Origin of the sequence: Nocardioides sp. NPDC006303, from assembly GCF_040613175.1 — a bacterium.
GTDB lineage: Bacteria > Actinomycetota > Actinomycetes > Propionibacteriales > Nocardioidaceae > Nocardioides.
In genome coordinates this window covers 1-16,572 of the sequence record NZ_JBEXRR010000041.1, presented here as the reverse complement: position 1 = coordinate 16,572, position 16,572 = coordinate 1, and the positions used below count along the sequence as shown (strand labels likewise).

The following is a 16,572-nucleotide window of genomic DNA, read 5'->3' as shown; positions in this document are numbered from 1 at the left end:
TCACTGACCGCCGGTCAGCTTCTCGCGGAGAGCCTGCAGCGCCTCGTCGGAGGCGAGCGAACCGCCCTCGTCCTCGGAGACGGTCTCGTCGACCGAGCCACCCGAAGAGTAGGAGGTGGCCTCGCCGGCCTCGGCAGCCTTCTCGGCGGCCTCCTGCTGCTGCTTGATGTGGGCCTCCCAGCGAGCGTGGGCCTGAGCGTACTGCTGCTCCCACTTCTCACGCTGCTCGTCGTAGCCCTCGAGCCACTCGCCCGTCTCCGGGTCGAAGCCCTCGGGGTAGAGGTAGTTGCCCTGCTCGTCGTAGCTGGCCGGCATGCCGTAGAGCGTCGGGTCGAACTCCTCGACGTCGGTCGAGGTGACCGTCTCGTTGGCCTGCTTGAGCGAGAGCGAGATGCGACGACGCTCGAGGTCGATGTCGATGATCTTGACCATGACGTCGTCGTTGACCTGGACGACCTGCTCGGGGATCTCCACGTGGCGCTCGGCCAGCTCGGAGATGTGCACCAGGCCCTCGATGCCCTCCTCGACACGGACGAACGAACCGAACGGCACCAGCTTGGTGACCTTACCCGGGACGATCTGGCCGATCTGGTGGGTGCGGGCGAAGTGCTGCCACGGGTCCTCCTGCGTCGCCTTCAGCGACAGGGAGACACGCTCGCGGTCCATGTCCACGTCGAGAACCTCGACGGTGACCTCGTCACCGACGGTGACGACCTCGGACGGGTGGTCGATGTGCTTCCAGGACAGCTCCGAGACGTGGACGAGACCGTCGACGCCGCCGAGGTCCACGAACGCACCGAAGTTGACGATCGAGGAGACGACACCCTTGCGGATCTGACCCTTCTGGAGCTGGGTCAGGAAGCCGTGGCGAACCTCGGACTGGGTCTGCTCGAGCCAGGCACGGCGCGACAGGACCACGTTGTTGCGGTTCTTGTCGAGCTCGATGATCTTGGCCTCGAGGGTCTGACCCACGTACGGCTGCAGGTCGCGGACGCGACGCATCTCGACGAGGGAGGCGGGGAGGAAGCCACGCAGGCCGATGTCCAGGATGAGACCACCCTTGACGACCTCGATGACCGCGCCCTCGACGACGCCGTCCTCCTCCTTGACCTGCTCGATCGTGCCCCAGGCGCGCTCGTACTGCGCGCGCTTCTTGGACAGGATCAGGCGGCCTTCCTTGTCCTCCTTCTGGAGCACCAGGGCCTCGACCTTGTCGCCGACCTCGACAACCTCGGACGGGTCGACGTCGTGCTTGATCGAGAGCTCGCGCGACGGGATGACACCTTCGGTCTTGTAACCGATGTCGAGCAGGACCTCGTCCCGGTCGACCTTGACGATGACACCGTCCACGATGTCGCCGTCGTTGAAGTACTTGATGGTCTCGTCGATCGCGGCGAGGAAGTCCTCTTCCGACCCGATGTCGTTGATCGCGACCTGAGGCGCGTCGTAGTCGGGAAGAGGAATGTTGAGCGTGCTCGTCATAAGGGAGGTGGTTTCCTTGGGTGGACAGATATCGTCGGGTCACACACGGCTCAAGTCTCGGGTCGGCCACCCCTCGCCGGCACCAGCACAAACAGGCTTCGTCGCCCGGCGTGAACCGGCGGTCGAGGTAGCAAGCCAAGGTCCACTAGGTCTGGGACCCGGGCAGACTTCAGACGCAGTTTCTTAGCCTACGCTCCCGTCACAGGCCCCGTCCAACTGTCGACGTCACCGCGCTGGGCCTACGCTGTGGGGGTGGACCAAGCCATCAGCCCGGTCGTCCGACCGGAGGCGCCCATCGATCCCCCTTCGACAGGCTCAGGACATCGCTTCGGCGCGATCGAGACCATCGGAACGACCGGCCCTGTGGTCAGAGCCGAGCGGCGTACGGTCGGTGAAGCCGAGTCACGCCGCGCGAACGGCCCCGACTGGGATCGTTATGCCGACGAGTACCAGGCCACGCACGGACCGTTCCTCGGTGAGGCCGGGTTCGTCTGGGGTCCGGAGGGCCTGACCGAGGCCGATCTCGGCATCCTGGGCGACATCAGCGGCAAGGACGTGCTCGAGCTCGGCTCCGGCGCCTGTCAGTGCTCCCGCTGGGTGAACACCCAGGGCGGGCGCGCGATCGGCCTCGACCTGTCGGGCCGCCAGCTCCAGCACTCCCGGCGCCTCGACGAGCAGACCGGCGTCGTCGTGCCCGCCGTGCAGGCCACCGCAACCGATCTGCCCTTCGCCGCCGGCTCCTTCGACGTGGTCTTCTGCTCCTTCGGCGCGCTGCAGTTCGTCAGCGACATCGCCCACGCGCTCGCGGAGACCTCCCGCGTCCTGCGGCCCGGCGGCCGCTTCGCGTTCTCGATCACCCACCCGACGCGGTGGATGTTCCCCGACGACCCCGGCCCCGAGGGCCTGATCGCGGCCCAGTCCTACTGGGACCGCACCCCCTACGTCGAGGTCGACGACGAGACCGGCAAGGTGTCGTACGTCGAGCACCACCGCACCCTCGGGGACTGGGTCTCGCTCCTGGCCGGCGCCGGGTTCCGGATCACCGACCTGGTCGAGCCCGAGTGGCCCGAGGACCACGAGCGCATCTGGGGCGGCTGGTCGCGCACCCGCGGGCTGCTGACCCCCGGGACCGCGATCTTCGGTGCGGACCTGGCGAGCAGCTAGACAGGGTCCAGCTCAACCAGACATGGAAAACGTCTGCGGGCCCGGAGACTGTCCTCCGGGCCCGCAGACGTTGACGCTGGTGTGTGTTGAGCCTCAGGCATCAACCAGGGTGCGGTCGTCCGCGGAGGCGTGGGCGCCACCGTTGGGCTTGCGACCGCGCAGCGCCAGCCACAGGCCGATCAGCAGGAAGATCAGGCCGGCGACGACGCCGCCGACGGGGATCCAGGTGCCGATCAGGTTGAGCTGGGCGATGTTGTCCTTGGCGTCCTGGGCGTTGTTGGAGACGGTCTCGTCGGAGTAGCTCATGTCGGCGTCGATCAGCACCATGCCGGTGCTGGTGACCATCTTCTGGGTCGCGGCCTGGTCGATGTAGGAACCGGTGGTCGGCTCGACGTAGATCGTCTGGGTCGCCTCGTAGGTGCCCCGGATGTCGTCCTCGGTGTCCTTCACCCCGTCGTCTCCCGCCGAGAGCGACGCGTCGTCCTCGGAGGCAGCGACCTCGAACTGGTAGGTCTTCACGCCCTCGACGTCGACGTCGTCGACGTAGGTGGCGATGACGGTCGTGCCGAGCGTGTCGTCCCAGTACTCGTAGTCGTGGCGCTCGGTGTCGAACGGGAACTTGCCGGCCAGGCCGGTCATGCCGTCGACGGCCCGGTCCTCACCGACGTACTTGGCCTGGTCCTCGACGACCTCGGAGCTCTTGCGGTCCATGGCGTAGGCGCGCTCGGTCGTGGTCACCACGCGGTCGTCGTCCTCGGCGCGGGCGCACGGAGGCGTGTCGCCCTCCTGGATCATGATGCAGCCGGCCTCGACGAAGACGACGACGTCGTCGGTCGACTCCTTCGGCGCCGCCTCGGTGGTCCGGGTGTACTTCACCGGAACTGGGGTATCCGACTTGGCCAGCGCGCCGCTGGCAGTGCCGTCCAGGACGGTCGTGGTGTTGACGTTGAGCGGCACGGTCGCCGCGGCGTCCCGGCCCCAGAAGCCCGCTACCGCGGCAGCGGCCAGCGCAAACGCGCCGACCAGCAAGAAGATGTAGCCAATCACTCTTCGCATGTTTTTGCCCCTCCCAAGGCCTCAGTTCCCCCCTCGATCCGCGAACCGTAGCAGCAATACCTGGGCAGGTGTGCAACGGGTCACAAACTGCTGTGCGACACTTCCTCTTCGTGTCCTCCCCCCACCCCACCACCACTGCTGCCGGGCACACCGGCGGGCCTGCCGACGCGCCCGCTGCCGACGGCCTGCTCGCGACTCCCCGAAGTGTCGTGGCGACCGCGCTCGCCCTGATCGTGGCCCAGCTCGCCTTCCGCGCCTGGGCGCTGAGCGGATCGTGGTACCGCTTCGACGACGCCAACTTCATGTCGAAGCTGATGTCCGACGGACTCTCGGCCGACCTGCTCTTCCACGGGTTCGCCGGACACCTGATGCCGGGAGCGTTCGCGCTGACGGCCTACAACTTCGGCCTCGACCCGTACGCGTGGGCCTACCCTGCCGCCGAGCTCCTCGTGCTGCAGGCGATCGCGAACCTGGGCGCGCTGGTCTTCCTCTGCTCCGCTTTCGGGAAGCGGCGCGGGATCCTGCCGCCGCTGGCGCTGTTCCTGTTCAGCTCGATCAGCCTGCCGGCGTTCCTGTCCTGGGGTCCCGGGATCACCCAGCTGCCGTTCCTCGCCGCGATCTTCTGGGGGTCGTGGGCACACCTCAACTATCTGCGTACGCGGCGGTTCCGCTGGGCCCTGCTGGCGATGCTCATCACGCTGGCCGCCATCGCCTTCGGCGAGAAGGCGATGCTGCTGTTCTGGCCATACGCCGTGCTGGCGCTGGGCTGGTTCGCCACCGGCGACATCCTGACCCGGCTGCGGACGATCCTGGGCCGTTACCTGCCCGGTGTGCTCCTCTACGGGGTGGTCTCGATCGGCTCTGTGGTCGCCTACCTCACCCTGGGCGCGGGCTCGTCGAAGGCGTCGGGCAGCTCTGACGCCAACGGGTTCGCGCTGGTCGCCCAGCGGTTCCTGCTGGAGTCGTGGGCGCCCGGCGTGGTCGGCGGGCCGCTGCGTTGGAAGTGGATCGAGGGCAACTCCGCCGGCTGGGCCGAGCCCGGCGCGGTGGTCTCGGTGCTCGCCGTCGGCGTGCTGGCACTGTTGACCTTCGAGCTCGCCCGCACGCGCTCGATCGCGCTGCGGGCCTGGTCGCTGGTCGGCGGCATCCTGGTCATCGACATCGCCCTGATCACCGCCATCCGGGCCGGCGGGGTCGGCGCCGACATCGCGCTCGCCTACCGCTACCTCACCGACACGATCGCGGTCACCGCGATGGCGCTCGCGCTGGCCACGCTGCCGTTGCGCGGGGCGGTGGAGACGCTCACCCCGACGCGTACCTCGCCCTTCCTCGACGTCCCCCGGCGGGTCGCCGTGGCGACCGCGGTCGTCGCGGCGCTGGGGCTCTTCTCGTCCTACTCCTACGTCCAGGGCTGGCACGACGACGACAACACCCGGCGCTACATCGACACCGTCCGCGCCGACCTGGCCGAGGTCGAGGAGCCGCTGCCGATGGCGGACGGGCCGGTGCCCGAATGGATGGTCTGGGGCGCGTCGTACCCCTACAACCAGGTGAGCCGGGTGCTCCGGCCGCTGTCGGACAAGATGGCGTTCCCCCGGGCCAGCACCGACAATCTCTACCTGGTCGACAAGGACGGACACATCCGGCCCGCGCTGGTCGAGCCCGAGCGACGCTCGGTCGGCGCCGTCGACCCGACGCCGAGCCTGGACAAGTGCAAGCTGCGCGTGCGGCAGACGCCGCTCCAGGTGGGCTTGGACGGCGGCGTCGACGGCGCCGGGTGGTGGATCCGGGTCGCCTACGTGGCTGCCGCCAAGGACGCGGGCCGGATGAGGGTGACCGCCGGCGACCACTCCTACGACGTCGAGGTCGAGCCCGGGTTCCGCAGCCTCTACCTGCGTACGGGCGAGGGACGTTTCGACACCATCAGCCTCCAGAGCCTGACTCCGGGGTCGAAGCCCTGCCTGGGTGGCATCGAGGTCGGCAGCCTGGTGCCGTTCGGCGACCCGATCTCAGGGCCTGAGGACGAAGGCTGATGATGGTCGGCCGAAGCGAAGCCCCAGGCAATATGGATCGCCGATTCCTCACGCTCGACGCGCTGCGCGCCGTCGGGGCGCTGATGGTCGTGCTGACCCACGTCGCGTTCCACACCGGGCGCTATCCGCAGGGCTGGACCGGGGCGATGCTCGCCCACTTCGACCTCGGCGTGGCGCTCTTCTTCGTTGTCTCCGGGTTCCTGCTGGCCAGGCCCTGGTTCGCGGCCAGCGCCGCTGGAGCTCCGCCGCCGAGCACCGGACGCTACCTGTGGAAGCGGGCGCTGCGGATCCTGCCGCTCTACTGGGTCGTCGTTGCCGTCTGCCTGATCGCCGCACCCGCGAACTCCGACGTCGGCGTCGGCGGCTGGATCGCCAACCTCACCCTGACCCAGATCTACACCCAGGACACGCACGCCTACGGCCTGGCGCACATGTGGAGCCTGTGCACCGAGGTCGCCTTCTACCTCGCCCTGCCGCTGGTGGTGCGGCTGCTGACGCCGCGAGACCGCCTGGACGTGCGCCGCGTGCTCGTCGTCTGCCTGCTGCTCTCGATCGGCGGCGTGACCTTCGCGGCCGGCGCCCGGACCTGGTTCGACCAGCCGTTCGCTGCCGAGTGGCTGCCGGCCTACCTGCCGTGGTTCCTGGCCGGAACCGCGCTCGCGGCCTGCTCGGTCGACCCGGGCATGAGGGCGCGGCTGGACGCTGCCGCGCGCGACCTGGCCGGCTGGTGGCTGCTGGCGCTGGGGCTCTTCGTCGCGGCCTGCACGCCGATCACCGGCCCGACCGGGCTGGTGGATGCGCCGACACCGGCCGAGTCGGCGCTCAAGTGCGTGCTCTACGGCGCGGTCGCGGTGTGCGTCATCTTCCCGCTGGTCTTCGGGCCCGAGCTCGACGGCCCCGTACGCCGCTGGTTGGCCGGTCCGGTGCCCAGCGCGCTGGGCGAGATCTCCTACGGCGTCTTCTCGATCCACATGTTCGTGCTGCTGATGGGCATGGAGCTGCTCGGGTTCGGCACCTTCAACGACCGCTTCTGGACGGTCCTGGGAATGACGCTCGCGGTCACCATTCCGATCGCGGCGCTGTCCTACATCTTCTTCGAGCGCCGGATGATGCGGCTGCGCGGCTGGCGTCCCTCCGGGCGACGGCCGAAGCGGCGGCCCGAGCCGGAGCCTGACGCCGAGGCGACGTCTGAGTCTGCGTCGGAGCCTGGTGAGACCGCGGCGGCCGCGGCGACCAGCACGATCGCGACCAGCGAGAACGCCTGAGCCGTCCAGGCGGGCGGTTCCCAGGGCAGGTCCCAGGCGGTCGGGAGGATCTCGACGGCCAGGGCGCCGGCGAGCAGCGCTGCCCCGGACCCGGCGGCCAGGAGGCGTACGAGAGCCGGCCGGCGGCCGGTCAGGCGCGGCAGCAGCCAGGCGACCACGGCGGCCAGGGCGCCCCACCAGCCGGCGAGCAGACCGGCGACGAGGACCAGCAGCCCGGCGTCGTACCACCGCCACGGCGCGGCCACGGGGAACAGCTCCAGGCTGTGCGGGGTGCCGCGACGGCGCCATGAGGTCACCAGCGCGAGCACCAGGACCAGCGCTGCGCCGCCCGCACCGGCGATCAGCCCGGCACGGTAGGTGTCCTCGGGCGCGAAGCCGAAACGTACCTCTCCCCCGGCGCCGGCGGGCACGATCCAGCCCTGCTGCCAGCCGTCGACCCGCTGGGCGCGCAGGACCTTGCCGTCCAGGGTCGCGGTGGCGCCGGTGTTGATGTTCTGCGGGAGCACGAGGACCCGGTCGTAGGTTTCGGCGGAGACCGTCGCCGAAACGGCGGCGTCACGCTCATCGCGCTCCACCTCGACCGCCTCCGGCGACTCCGCGTCCGCGATCACCTCCGCGCTCAGCTCGAGGCTGTCGACACGGAGCGCGCTCACCGGATCGGCGAGCAGCGTGTTCTCACCGGCGGACAGGTTGATCGGGGCCGTACCGCAGACCCTCAGCGGCAGCTCGCCACCACGCAGCAGGGCGGAGAGCGACCCGTTGACCGCCGTACGCAGCACCCGCTCGCCCACGCGGATGCGAGGACCGTCGGCGCAGCCTGCCCGGAGCGTCCCGTCGCCGAGCGGACGGCCGTTGACCTCCAGCTCGGAGATGCCGGCGGGCAGCTCGCTCGCGTCGGCCATGCTGGACGGCTGGTCGTAGGCGGCGTCGGTCTCGGTGATCCGGATCCGGAGCCGGTCGGTGCGCCAGCCGCTGGGCACCGCGACGTCGCCGTCGGAGTCGACCCCGCGGGTGACCGTGCGCTTGGGGCGGCGCAGGTCGGTGATCTCGACCTCGGTGGGGATGCTGACCGGGGCGGCCTTGTTGACCACGAGCCGAAGCGACCTGATCCGCTGCCGCTCGGGCAGCTGGAGGCTCACCGTGGCCGGGCCGGTCGACGGCGCCCGCCAGGACGTGCCGTCGTCACCGTCGGCCATCGCGAGCGCCGACTGGGCGATGTCCCCGCTGCTAGGCGCGGTGATGTCCACGCCGGCGAGGGCTGCGGCCGCCGCGGCGTAGGCGTGGTCGCGGCGCAGCGACACGGTCCCGGTGACGTCGAACGACTGCCCGCGGGTGAGGGTGATGAGCCGGTCCAGGTTGTCGCCGTCGTCGCCGTTGGCGGCCAGGAACGGCTCGCAGTAGAGCACCCCGCCCTGGTCGATGCAGCCGCTGCGGTCGGTGTCGCGACCGAGCCGGATCTTGCGGATCGTGGTGTCCTCCGGCGGCTCGGGGAGCGCGACCAGGCGCTGGGCGTCGACGCCCTCGATGTCGAGCTCGCTGATCCCCCAGGGGCCGTAGGCGGTGGCTCCGCGGGCGGTGATGGTGAGGTTGCGCGCACTGAACCCGGTGAGGTCGTACGTCGCCTCCTCCCCCGGCAGCGGCGCGTAGACCTTGCGCATCTGGGCACCGGCGACGAGCTCGAGCCGTTCGACGCCGACGACGTTCGCGGGGATCGTGATGGTGACCTTGCCGAGGTCGGTCTCGTCCTCGAAGCGCACCCGGAACCAGGCGCCCTCGGGGGTGCGGTCCCATCCGGTCTCGGTGCGCCACGCGGTGTCGGGGTCGCCGTCCAGGGCCGCCGAGGGCGCCCGGCCACGGTCGACCGGGACCTCCTCCGGGGTTGCTGCCGAGCTGGAGGCCTCCACGGCCTCGACCCCGCGCCAGACCACGGTGCTCTGCCACCGCTCCTGGTCCTCCAGGTAGCGGTGGAAGCTCTCGGGCTGGTCGGAGTCGACGCCCTCCTCGGCGGTGCGGGTCGCGGAGGAGTTGGCGCGGACCCCGGAGAAGAGGGTCGTACGCCGCCGCTGGCCGTCGGTCAGGATGACGTCGGCCCTCTCCTCGGAGCCGTCGGCGGCCGACCGGGTGTCGTCGGCTGTCAGCACCGCGGGTGCCCCGCTGGCGGGCTCGCCGGGGTCACCCATCACGGTCGTCTTCGCCGGGATCAGGGTGCCGTCGGAGGTGGCGCCGTCGACCTCGTAGATCTCGATCGGGGGGTACTCCCCGGCCAGTCCCCCGTCGACGAGGACGCGGGTGCCCTTCTCGCGGTGGTAGGTGGTGTTGCCGAACTCGGTGCCGAAGCTCGCCTCCCGGGTCAGCCCGGGCGACTGGGCGAGGGTGGCGTGCACCAGGGACGGCGGCGGGGCACCGGTGGTGCCCCAGTGCAGGTCGTTGCGTACCAGCAGCCGGGTCACGCCGGCCTTGGCCAGCATCGGGGCGAGGTCCGCGCTGGGGGTGCCGCGCTCGATCTCCTCGGTGACCCGGTCGAGCCAGACGACGTTGCCGGGCTCGGCCAGCGGCACCACGCCGCGTACGGCCCAGCGGGAGTCGGCGTAGGGCTGCATGACCTCGTCATGGGTGCTGCCCCACAGGTAGTCGCCGAACCGGGCGGCCGGGACGACGAGCGTCACCCCGCCGTCGTCGTTCTCGGAGAGATAGTCGGCGGCGTCGGTCCAGAAGGTCGGGACGTTCTCGATCGACCCCGGTGGCGGCACCTGGCCGCGCACCCAGGGCACCGCCAGGCCGGCCAGTGCGGCCACCACGGCGATGACGAACACCGTCCTGAGCCACTGCGCGGCCTTCGTGGCCGTCCCGGAGGCTCGCGCCAGCTCGGCGCGGAAGAGGATGGTCTCGACGGTGAGCACGACCCCGGCGGCGAGCCCGAGACGGAGCACCGCGTCGTACTTGTGGCTGTTGCGCACCGCGGCCAGGGCGCCGTCGACGAGGTCCTGACGGGCCTCGGCTCCCCAGCCGGCCAGTGCGCCGGTGTAGCCGATCCCGACCAGGACGGCGCCGGCCAGCACACAGCCGATCAGGAACCGGGTCTCGGGGTGGCGACGCGCGCGGCCGATCCCGGCCAGCCCGGCGAGCCCGATGGCGACGACGGCGGCCGCGTCGAGAACCAGGAAGGGCGTGGCGTGCAGGCTCTGCCCGGCCGGGTAGTAGAGCGGGTCGGCGTACGCCACCCAGTCGGAGGTGCCGAGCAGCGTCGGCAGCAGGCCGGTGGTCGAGGAGGTCACCGCGGCGGTCTCGATGTAGTCGAGGAAGGGCGGGATGTAGCGACCCTGGAGAACCAGCGGGATCGTCCACCACAGGGTGGCGAGGATGGTGAACACGCCCCACAGCGCCAGTGCGGCGAACCGCCGGGCGCCGGTCCTGGTCAGCAGGAAGACCACGCCCGGGACGATCACCGCCGAGACCGCGGTCGCGTTGACCCCGCCCGCGCAGGCGACCGCGAGGGCGGCCACGGCGCACCAGCGCACCAGGTCCTTGGTCGTGGTGGTGCCGCTGGCCCGGATGACCGCGAGCAGCACCCACGGCGCGATCGCTGTCGGCCACAGCTCGGCCGAGTTGGCGCCGAGGATGGTCATCACGCGTGGCGTCAGGACGTACGCGGCGGCACCCGCGACCTGCGCCCACGGCCGCCCCAGCTGCAGCTCGCGGGCCACCGCCAGCACGCCGAGGAAGGCCAGGTTGAGCAGCAGCGCCCACCACAGCCGCTGGATCACCCAGTCCGGCAGCTGCGCCAGCTGGCCCAGACCGTAGAAGGGGCCCATCGGCCACAGGTAGCCGATCGCCTGGTTCTGCACCTGGCCGAAGGCGCCCTGGGCGTCCCACATGTTCAGCGCCCGGGCCAGGAAGGTCCACGGGTCGGCGCTGAGGTCGAACTTGGTGTCCGCGACGATCCGGCCCGGGGCCTGGGTGAACGTGATCGCGGTCAGGATCGCGACGTACGCGACGAGCCTGAGCTTTGAAGTGGGGCTGGGTCGGTCCGGGGTCACGTCTTGCGCAGCACGAGCAGGAGGTTCCATGAGAGCACCTCCCTCACCACCGGGACCCGCATCAGCCACGCCGCCCACGCCGGGTGGTAGCGCGGAACCGCAGCCAGGATCTCGGCGTTGCCCGCCTTGCGCTGGGCGCGCGCCCAGCGCAGCCCGGCGGAGGCGGTCGCTGCGTACATCGACTCGCCGAACTTGTTCTTGGGCTCGTGGCCGTGCTTGCGCAGGTAGCGGCGGCGCGCGTACCGGCCGCCGAGCAGGTGCCACGGGCTGGTCTCGTGGCCGCCCCAGGGACCCCACCACAGCGTGTAGGAGCAGAAGACGACGCCGCCGGGCCTGGTGACGCGGAGCATCTCGTCGAGCATGGCTGTCGGGGTCGGGACGTGCTCGAGCACGTTGGAGGAGTAGCAGGCGTCGACCGAGCCGGTGCGGACCGGCAGCCGCATCCCGTCGCCCAGCATGCTGCCCTCGGCGACGATCCCGGCGCCCTGCATCTCACCGGCGTCGGCGTCGAGCGCGAGGTAGGTCGCGCCGGCCTTCATGAAGGCGTCGCGGAAGTAGCCCGGGCCACCGCCCACGTCGAGCAGGACGGTGCCCTGAAGAGTCTCACCGTCGGTGTAGTGCGCGAGCTGGCCGACCGAGTCTGCCGCCAGCGCGGTGTAGAAGCGCGCGGGATCGGTCTGCTCCACGCGGAAGTCGCTGAAGAGGCGTACGGAGCGCCGCAGCGTCGCCCGCCAGCCGCTGCCGACCGGGGCGTCGATCTGGTCCCCGCTCCGGGGGTCGAGGAGGTTCGGCACGGCGGGAACCCTAACCGAATTACCCCAACGGGTGTGCATTTGGTCACGAAGTGTCCTACTCTCCGGTAACTGCGTGACCCCTGGGGAGGGAGCGCTCAGTGCGGGGAAACTGCGAGTCAGGGGAGAACTGAGTTTTGCGCGCCAACGAGGGAGCGCAGCTGGAGGGACGCCATGTGGCGGTCTTCAGCTGGCGCGATACGGACAACCCTGAAGCCGGTGGAGCCGAGCACTATCTCCACCAGATCACGGCCGGCCTGGTCGGCGCGGGAGCACGGGTCACCGTGTTCACCGCCACCTATCCAGGGGCGCGTGCCCGGGAGGAGCGCGACGGTATCCGCTACGTCCGCCGCGGCGGCAAGCTCAGCATCTACCTGTGGGGCGTGCTGCTGCTGGCGCTGGGCCGGCTGGGCCCGATCGGCCGCGTCGACGCGGTCATCGACGTGCAGAACGGGCTCCCGTTCTTCTGCCCGCTCGGCACCAGGGCGCCGGTCACGGTGCTCGTCCACCACGTCCACCGCGAGCAGTGGCCGGTGGTCTATCCCGGGCTGTCCGGACGGATCGGCTGGTGGGTCGAGTCGTGGCTCGCGCCGCGGCTCTACCGCCACAAGCAGTACGTCGCGGTCTCCCGCGCCACCCGGGCCGAGCTGGCCACGCTCGGCGTCGACCCCGCCCGGGTCGCGGTCGTGCACAACGGCGCCGCGCCGGCACTGAGCGACCGGCCGGCGAAGACCGAGCACCCCTCCATCTGTGTCGTCGGACGGCTCGTGCCGCACAAGCGGGTCGAGCTCGCCGTCGACGCGGCGGTGGCGCTGCGGGCGACCTACCCGGACCTGAGGCTGAGCATCGTGGGCGGCGGCTGGTGGGCCGACGAGCTGGCCGCGTACGTCTCCCGGGTGGGGGCCGACGACTTCGTCGAGATGCTGGGGCATGTCGACGAGGAGACCAAGGAGTCGGTCTACGAGCGTTCCTGGCTGATGGCACTGCCGTCGCTGAAGGAGGGCTGGGGCCTGGTCGTGACCGAGGCCGCCCAGCACGGCACCCCGACCGTCGCCTTCCGCGACGCGGGCGGGACGACCGAGTCGATCGACGACGGCGAGTCCGGGGTGCTGGTCGACGACCAGGCCGGCTTCGTGGCCGCGCTCGACCACCTGCTCGGCGACGAGATCCGCCGCAAGGAGCTGGCCGAGGGTGCCCGGTGGCACGCACGCAAGCACACCTGGGAGCAGAGCCAGCTCAACTTCAACGCCGTGCTCGCCTCCGCCCTCCAGGGGCACGTGGTCAGCGCGGACTGACTGCTCCGGACTGTCGTAGAGACTGTCGTCGATATAGAGAAGAGGCCCGGCGGATCACCGCCGGGCCTCTTTCGCTTTGTCGAGCTCAGTCGTTGGTGCCGTACTGAACCGTCGACTCAGAGACGCTCGGAGGATTCTCGACGGTGTTGTCCGTGCTGCTGGTGACGACTCCGACGATGGTCGCTGCGGCGACTCCGCCGCCGACAAGAATGCTGGCGACGATGGCAATGATGTTGCCCATGGATATGTGACCTCCCTCTCCTAGCGGCGAACTTTAGCAGCCGGCCGGCGAACAATACTGATCAGTAGCAGAACTGTTGATGTTGTGGCTCCGAGCCAGACCGGGCCGTACGCCACCCACGCGACGATCACCGCCGTCAGCGTCACCGGGCCGATGGCGTACGCTGCCGGCGGGGTCGCCTCCCCCGGCAGCCGCTGCAGGACCAGGTCGCCGCTGTCGTGGACCGTCTCGCCCGCTATCTGCGGCGCCTCTCCAGCGGTGCGGTCGGTGATGACGTACCCGATCCCGAGGCGGCTCAGCTCGGCCGCCCGCGCCTCGGGGTCCGGTGCGGCGAGAGCCTCGGCGGCGGCCGTTGCGCGCGGGTCCTCCCCCTCGATCTCGGTCTGGCCGATGACGAGGTCGCCGTTGGTCACGCTCGCCCTGGGCAGCATCCTCGGCAGCGGATCGAGGACGGGACGATACTCGTTCCATGCCGGCGCTCGATAGGCGGACCAGGGCAGGACGAGTACGTCACCCGGTGCCGTCTCCTCGGCGAGCGTCGCGCCGGCCTGCTGCCAGGACGTCGGGTAGTCGGCCGTGCCGATGCCGCCGCCGAGCCCCCAGGCGGCGTCGGGAAGCACGGCGATCGGGGCGAGGACCAGGGCGACGGCGGCGGCCCATCGGGGTGCGGTCCCGCGAAGCCGGTCGCGTAGCGCGTCGACCCCAGCCGCGACGGTCAGGACGAGCAGCGGCAGGCACAGCGGAAGCAGGCGGCTGCTGTCCCGCATCAGTGCGAGACCGGGAATGTCCTGAGCGAGGTCGTCGAGGGCTTCGGGTGCCGCCCAGCCGGCGACGGCGATCGCCATCCCCGCCACCCACAGCCCCAGGATCGCGATCCGTTGGCTGTCGGCGACCCACCACCTCCGGAGTCCGGCACCGATCAGCGCCACCAGGAGCGCCAGGGCCACCCAGGCCGGCCAGCTCTCGCGGATCGAGGGGACCACCGAGGTGTTCCAGATCCCGCCGAGGGTCAGGGCTGCCAGCGGGGCGGGCAGGGCGTCGCCGCGCAGCGCGAAGACCTCGAACCCGGTCGCCGACGCCGCCTCCCCCGCGTGGGTGAGGCCCGCGATCAGCCAGGGCGCGTTGACCGCGGCCACCATCGCGAGCAGCAGCACCGGTCGCCGGCCCCGGCGCAGACCGGTCGCGAGCAGTACTGCGGCCGACACGAGCCCCGCGCTGGCGCTCAGGCTCCCGACGAACAGGACGGGGAGCAGCCACACCGGGCCGCGCCCGGCCGGGCTGGGCTCAGTCGCGACCCAACGGCGGCCGGCCAGCACCAGCCAGGGCACCGCGGCATAGGCCAGCAGCATCGGCCAGTGACCCATCCACAGCCGCTCGGCGACGTACGCGCTCCACACGGTCAGACTCACCACCGCCAGCCGCGCGGCGAGCGAGCGCTCCCGCACCAGCTCCGCGGCCCCCGCCCCGGCCAGCACGAGCGCGCCCACCAGCACGAGCTTCTGCAGCGCGAGACCCGGCACGACCTCGTCCAGCACCGCGATCACGGCGTCCGAGGGCACCGCCCGCGGCAGCCCCGACCCCAGGCCGAGCACATCCCGGGTCAGCGCGAGATCCGGCACCCACACCATGTCGTAGCTGAGCACGAACCCCGCCCCCAGCGCCGGCCCCAGCATCAGCACCGCCAGCACACCCGCCCACAGGGTCGGGGCCGCCCGTTCAATCACGCGGCAACCCTAAGCCCTCCCCAGGCCCGCCCCGCCGAGAAGTCACCCCGGCAGGACGAGACGTCAGTTACGTCGGACGAGACGTCAGTTGTGGCGATCGAGTTCCGGTCCTGGGCGGATGCCGGTGCCGGCATGTGACCCGCCGCACCCTAGGCTTTCCAAGTGCCCACGATGACCGACAGCCCGACCAGCGCCCGTCGGCGCAGGCTGTCCGCGCTCATCCGCAGCAGCGGCTTCCTCGCCGTCTGCATCATGGTCACCAACGTCGCGACCTACGGTTTCCAGATCATCGCCGCCCGGATCCTCGGCCCCAGCCAGTACGGCGGAGTGGCATCGATGATGTCGCTGCTCATGGTGGTCGGCGTGGTCCAGCTCGGCATGCAGGCGACGGCATCACGCCGGGTGACCGAGACACCCGGTCAGGAACGCGCCATCGAGCGGACGGTACTGCGGGCGACCTACCGGGCGGCCATCGTCCTCGGGGTGGTCATGCTCGCCGCCTCGCCACTGGTCTGGCGGGTGCTGCGGCTCGACTCCATCTATCCGGCTCTGCTCGTCGCCGTCTGTGCCGTGCCGCTGACGATCATGGGTGGGCAGGCCGGGGTGCTGCAGGGCGAGCGCCGTTGGCTCGGCCTCGCTATGGTCTACCTGGCCCTCGGCATCCCCCGTGTCGTCGTCACGACCGCTGCGATGTGGATCCGTCCCACCGAGGGTGCCGCCATGGCCGGGGTGGCGCTGGCCCAGTTCGCGCCGGCGGTCGTCGGGTGGTGGGTGCTGCGGCGGCGTACGCCTCCTGCCGGGGCGATCGGCCCCGTGAAGCCTGTCGTCATCGAGATGCTGCACGGCTCGTTCGCGCTACTGGGCTTCTTCGCACTCTCCAATGTCGACATCCTGATCGCCCGCAACGTGCTCTCCGACCACGACTCCGGCCTGTACGCAGGTGGCCTGATCCTCACCAAGGCGGTGCTGTTCCTGCCGCAGTTCGTGGTGATCATCGCCTTCCCGTCGATGTCGGCCGAGGCCAGCCGCCGCTCCGCTCTGATCAAGTCGCTCGCGCTCGTCGGCGGGCTCGGCGCGTGTGCGATCGCCGGATCCTGGCTGCTCTCGTGGCTCGCGTTGATCTTCATCGGCGGCCCCGACTACGCCGAGATCGAAGGCCTGCTCTGGGTCTTCGCGATCCTCGGCATGGTCCTGTCCGTGCTCCAGCTGCTCGTCTACTCGGTCCTGGCCCGGCGCAGCCGGCTCTCGGCATACCTCCTCTGGATGGCCGTCGCCGCCGCCCTCGCCCTCGGCGCGATGCAAACCACCGTCGAAGGTCTCGTCTGGGCCGTCCTCAGCGTCGACGCCGTCCTCGCCGCCGTCCTCCTCGCGGTCACCTTCTGGCGACTGAACCAGACCCCTCACCGCCCCTGACCCGCCGAAGCGTCAGTTACGTCGGCCGAGATGGCAGTTGTGGGGGGGGGCGCGGCTAGAGCACCACGCCC

Annotated in this window: 10 protein-coding genes and 1 pseudogene; 5 read left to right on the top strand and 6 right to left on the bottom strand. The window is 70.8% G+C overall.

The features are described 5' to 3' along the window. Complete coding sequence (rpsA, locus tag ABZY89_RS23875) at nt 1-1,482, bottom strand: 30S ribosomal protein S1 (protein ID WP_350661292.1); 1,482 nt, start codon at nt 1,480-1,482, stop codon at nt 1-3. Nucleotides 1,483-1,734: 252 nt separating this feature from the next. On the opposite strand from rpsA, the gene ABZY89_RS23870 reads away from it, so the two are divergent. Continuing rightward, nucleotides 1,735-2,646, top strand: a complete 912-nt coding sequence (locus ABZY89_RS23870) for a class I SAM-dependent methyltransferase (RefSeq protein WP_355231207.1) — start codon at nt 1,735-1,737, stop codon at nt 2,644-2,646. 93 nt (nt 2,647-2,739) lie between these two features. Here the strand turns inward: ABZY89_RS23870 and ABZY89_RS23865 are convergent, their stop codons facing one another. After that, complete coding sequence (locus ABZY89_RS23865; RefSeq protein ID WP_355231205.1) at nt 2,740-3,702, bottom strand: DUF3068 domain-containing protein; 963 nt, start codon at nt 3,700-3,702, stop codon at nt 2,740-2,742. Between the two features lie 110 nt (nt 3,703-3,812). Between ABZY89_RS23865 and ABZY89_RS23860 the strand changes: the two genes are divergently transcribed. Both ABZY89_RS23860 and ABZY89_RS23855 read left to right on the top strand, forming a co-directional pair. Beyond that, nucleotides 3,813-5,735: a hypothetical protein gene (locus tag ABZY89_RS23860; RefSeq protein WP_355231203.1), complete on the top strand. Its 1,923-nt coding sequence runs from the start codon at nt 3,813-3,815 to the stop codon at nt 5,733-5,735. Next, nucleotides 5,735-6,802, top strand: a pseudogene (locus tag ABZY89_RS23855) (acyltransferase); the annotation flags it as partial. The gene ABZY89_RS23860 and the pseudogene ABZY89_RS23855, both read left to right, overlap by 1 nt. A 17-nt stretch (nt 6,803-6,819) precedes the next feature. On the opposite strand, the gene ABZY89_RS23850 reads toward ABZY89_RS23855, so the two are convergent. Together ABZY89_RS23850 and ABZY89_RS23845 are read right to left on the bottom strand one after the other, a co-directional pair. Beyond that, nucleotides 6,820-11,067, bottom strand: coding sequence for an alpha-(1->3)-arabinofuranosyltransferase family protein (locus ABZY89_RS23850; protein ID WP_355231201.1), 4,248 nt, complete (start codon nt 11,065-11,067; stop codon nt 6,820-6,822). Further along, complete coding sequence (locus ABZY89_RS23845) at nt 11,034-11,831, bottom strand: class I SAM-dependent methyltransferase (RefSeq protein WP_355231199.1); 798 nt, start codon at nt 11,829-11,831, stop codon at nt 11,034-11,036. The genes ABZY89_RS23850 and ABZY89_RS23845 overlap by 34 nt, the downstream gene beginning before the upstream one ends. Before the next feature lie 134 nt (nt 11,832-11,965). Between ABZY89_RS23845 and ABZY89_RS23840 the strand changes: the two genes are divergently transcribed. Beyond that, nucleotides 11,966-13,123: a glycosyltransferase family 4 protein gene (locus tag ABZY89_RS23840; RefSeq protein WP_355231198.1), complete on the top strand. Its 1,158-nt coding sequence runs from the start codon at nt 11,966-11,968 to the stop codon at nt 13,121-13,123. Between the two features lie 85 nt (nt 13,124-13,208). Here the strand turns inward: ABZY89_RS23840 and ABZY89_RS23835 are convergent, their stop codons facing one another. Together ABZY89_RS23835 and ABZY89_RS23830 are read right to left on the bottom strand one after the other, a co-directional pair. Then, nucleotides 13,209-13,364 (bottom strand): hypothetical protein, encoded by a 156-nt coding sequence (locus tag ABZY89_RS23835; RefSeq protein ID WP_160024268.1) that lies wholly within the window; start codon nt 13,362-13,364, stop codon nt 13,209-13,211. 20 nt (nt 13,365-13,384) lie between these two features. Further along, nucleotides 13,385-15,088, bottom strand: coding sequence for a hypothetical protein (locus ABZY89_RS23830; protein ID WP_355231196.1), 1,704 nt, complete (start codon nt 15,086-15,088; stop codon nt 13,385-13,387). 171 nt (nt 15,089-15,259) lie between these two features. On the opposite strand from ABZY89_RS23830, the gene ABZY89_RS23825 reads away from it, so the two are divergent. After that, on the top strand, nt 15,260-16,501 hold the full coding sequence (locus tag ABZY89_RS23825; RefSeq protein ID WP_355231272.1) for a lipopolysaccharide biosynthesis protein: 1,242 nt from the start codon (nt 15,260-15,262) through the stop codon (nt 16,499-16,501). Nucleotides 16,502-16,572: the final 71 nt, after the last annotated feature.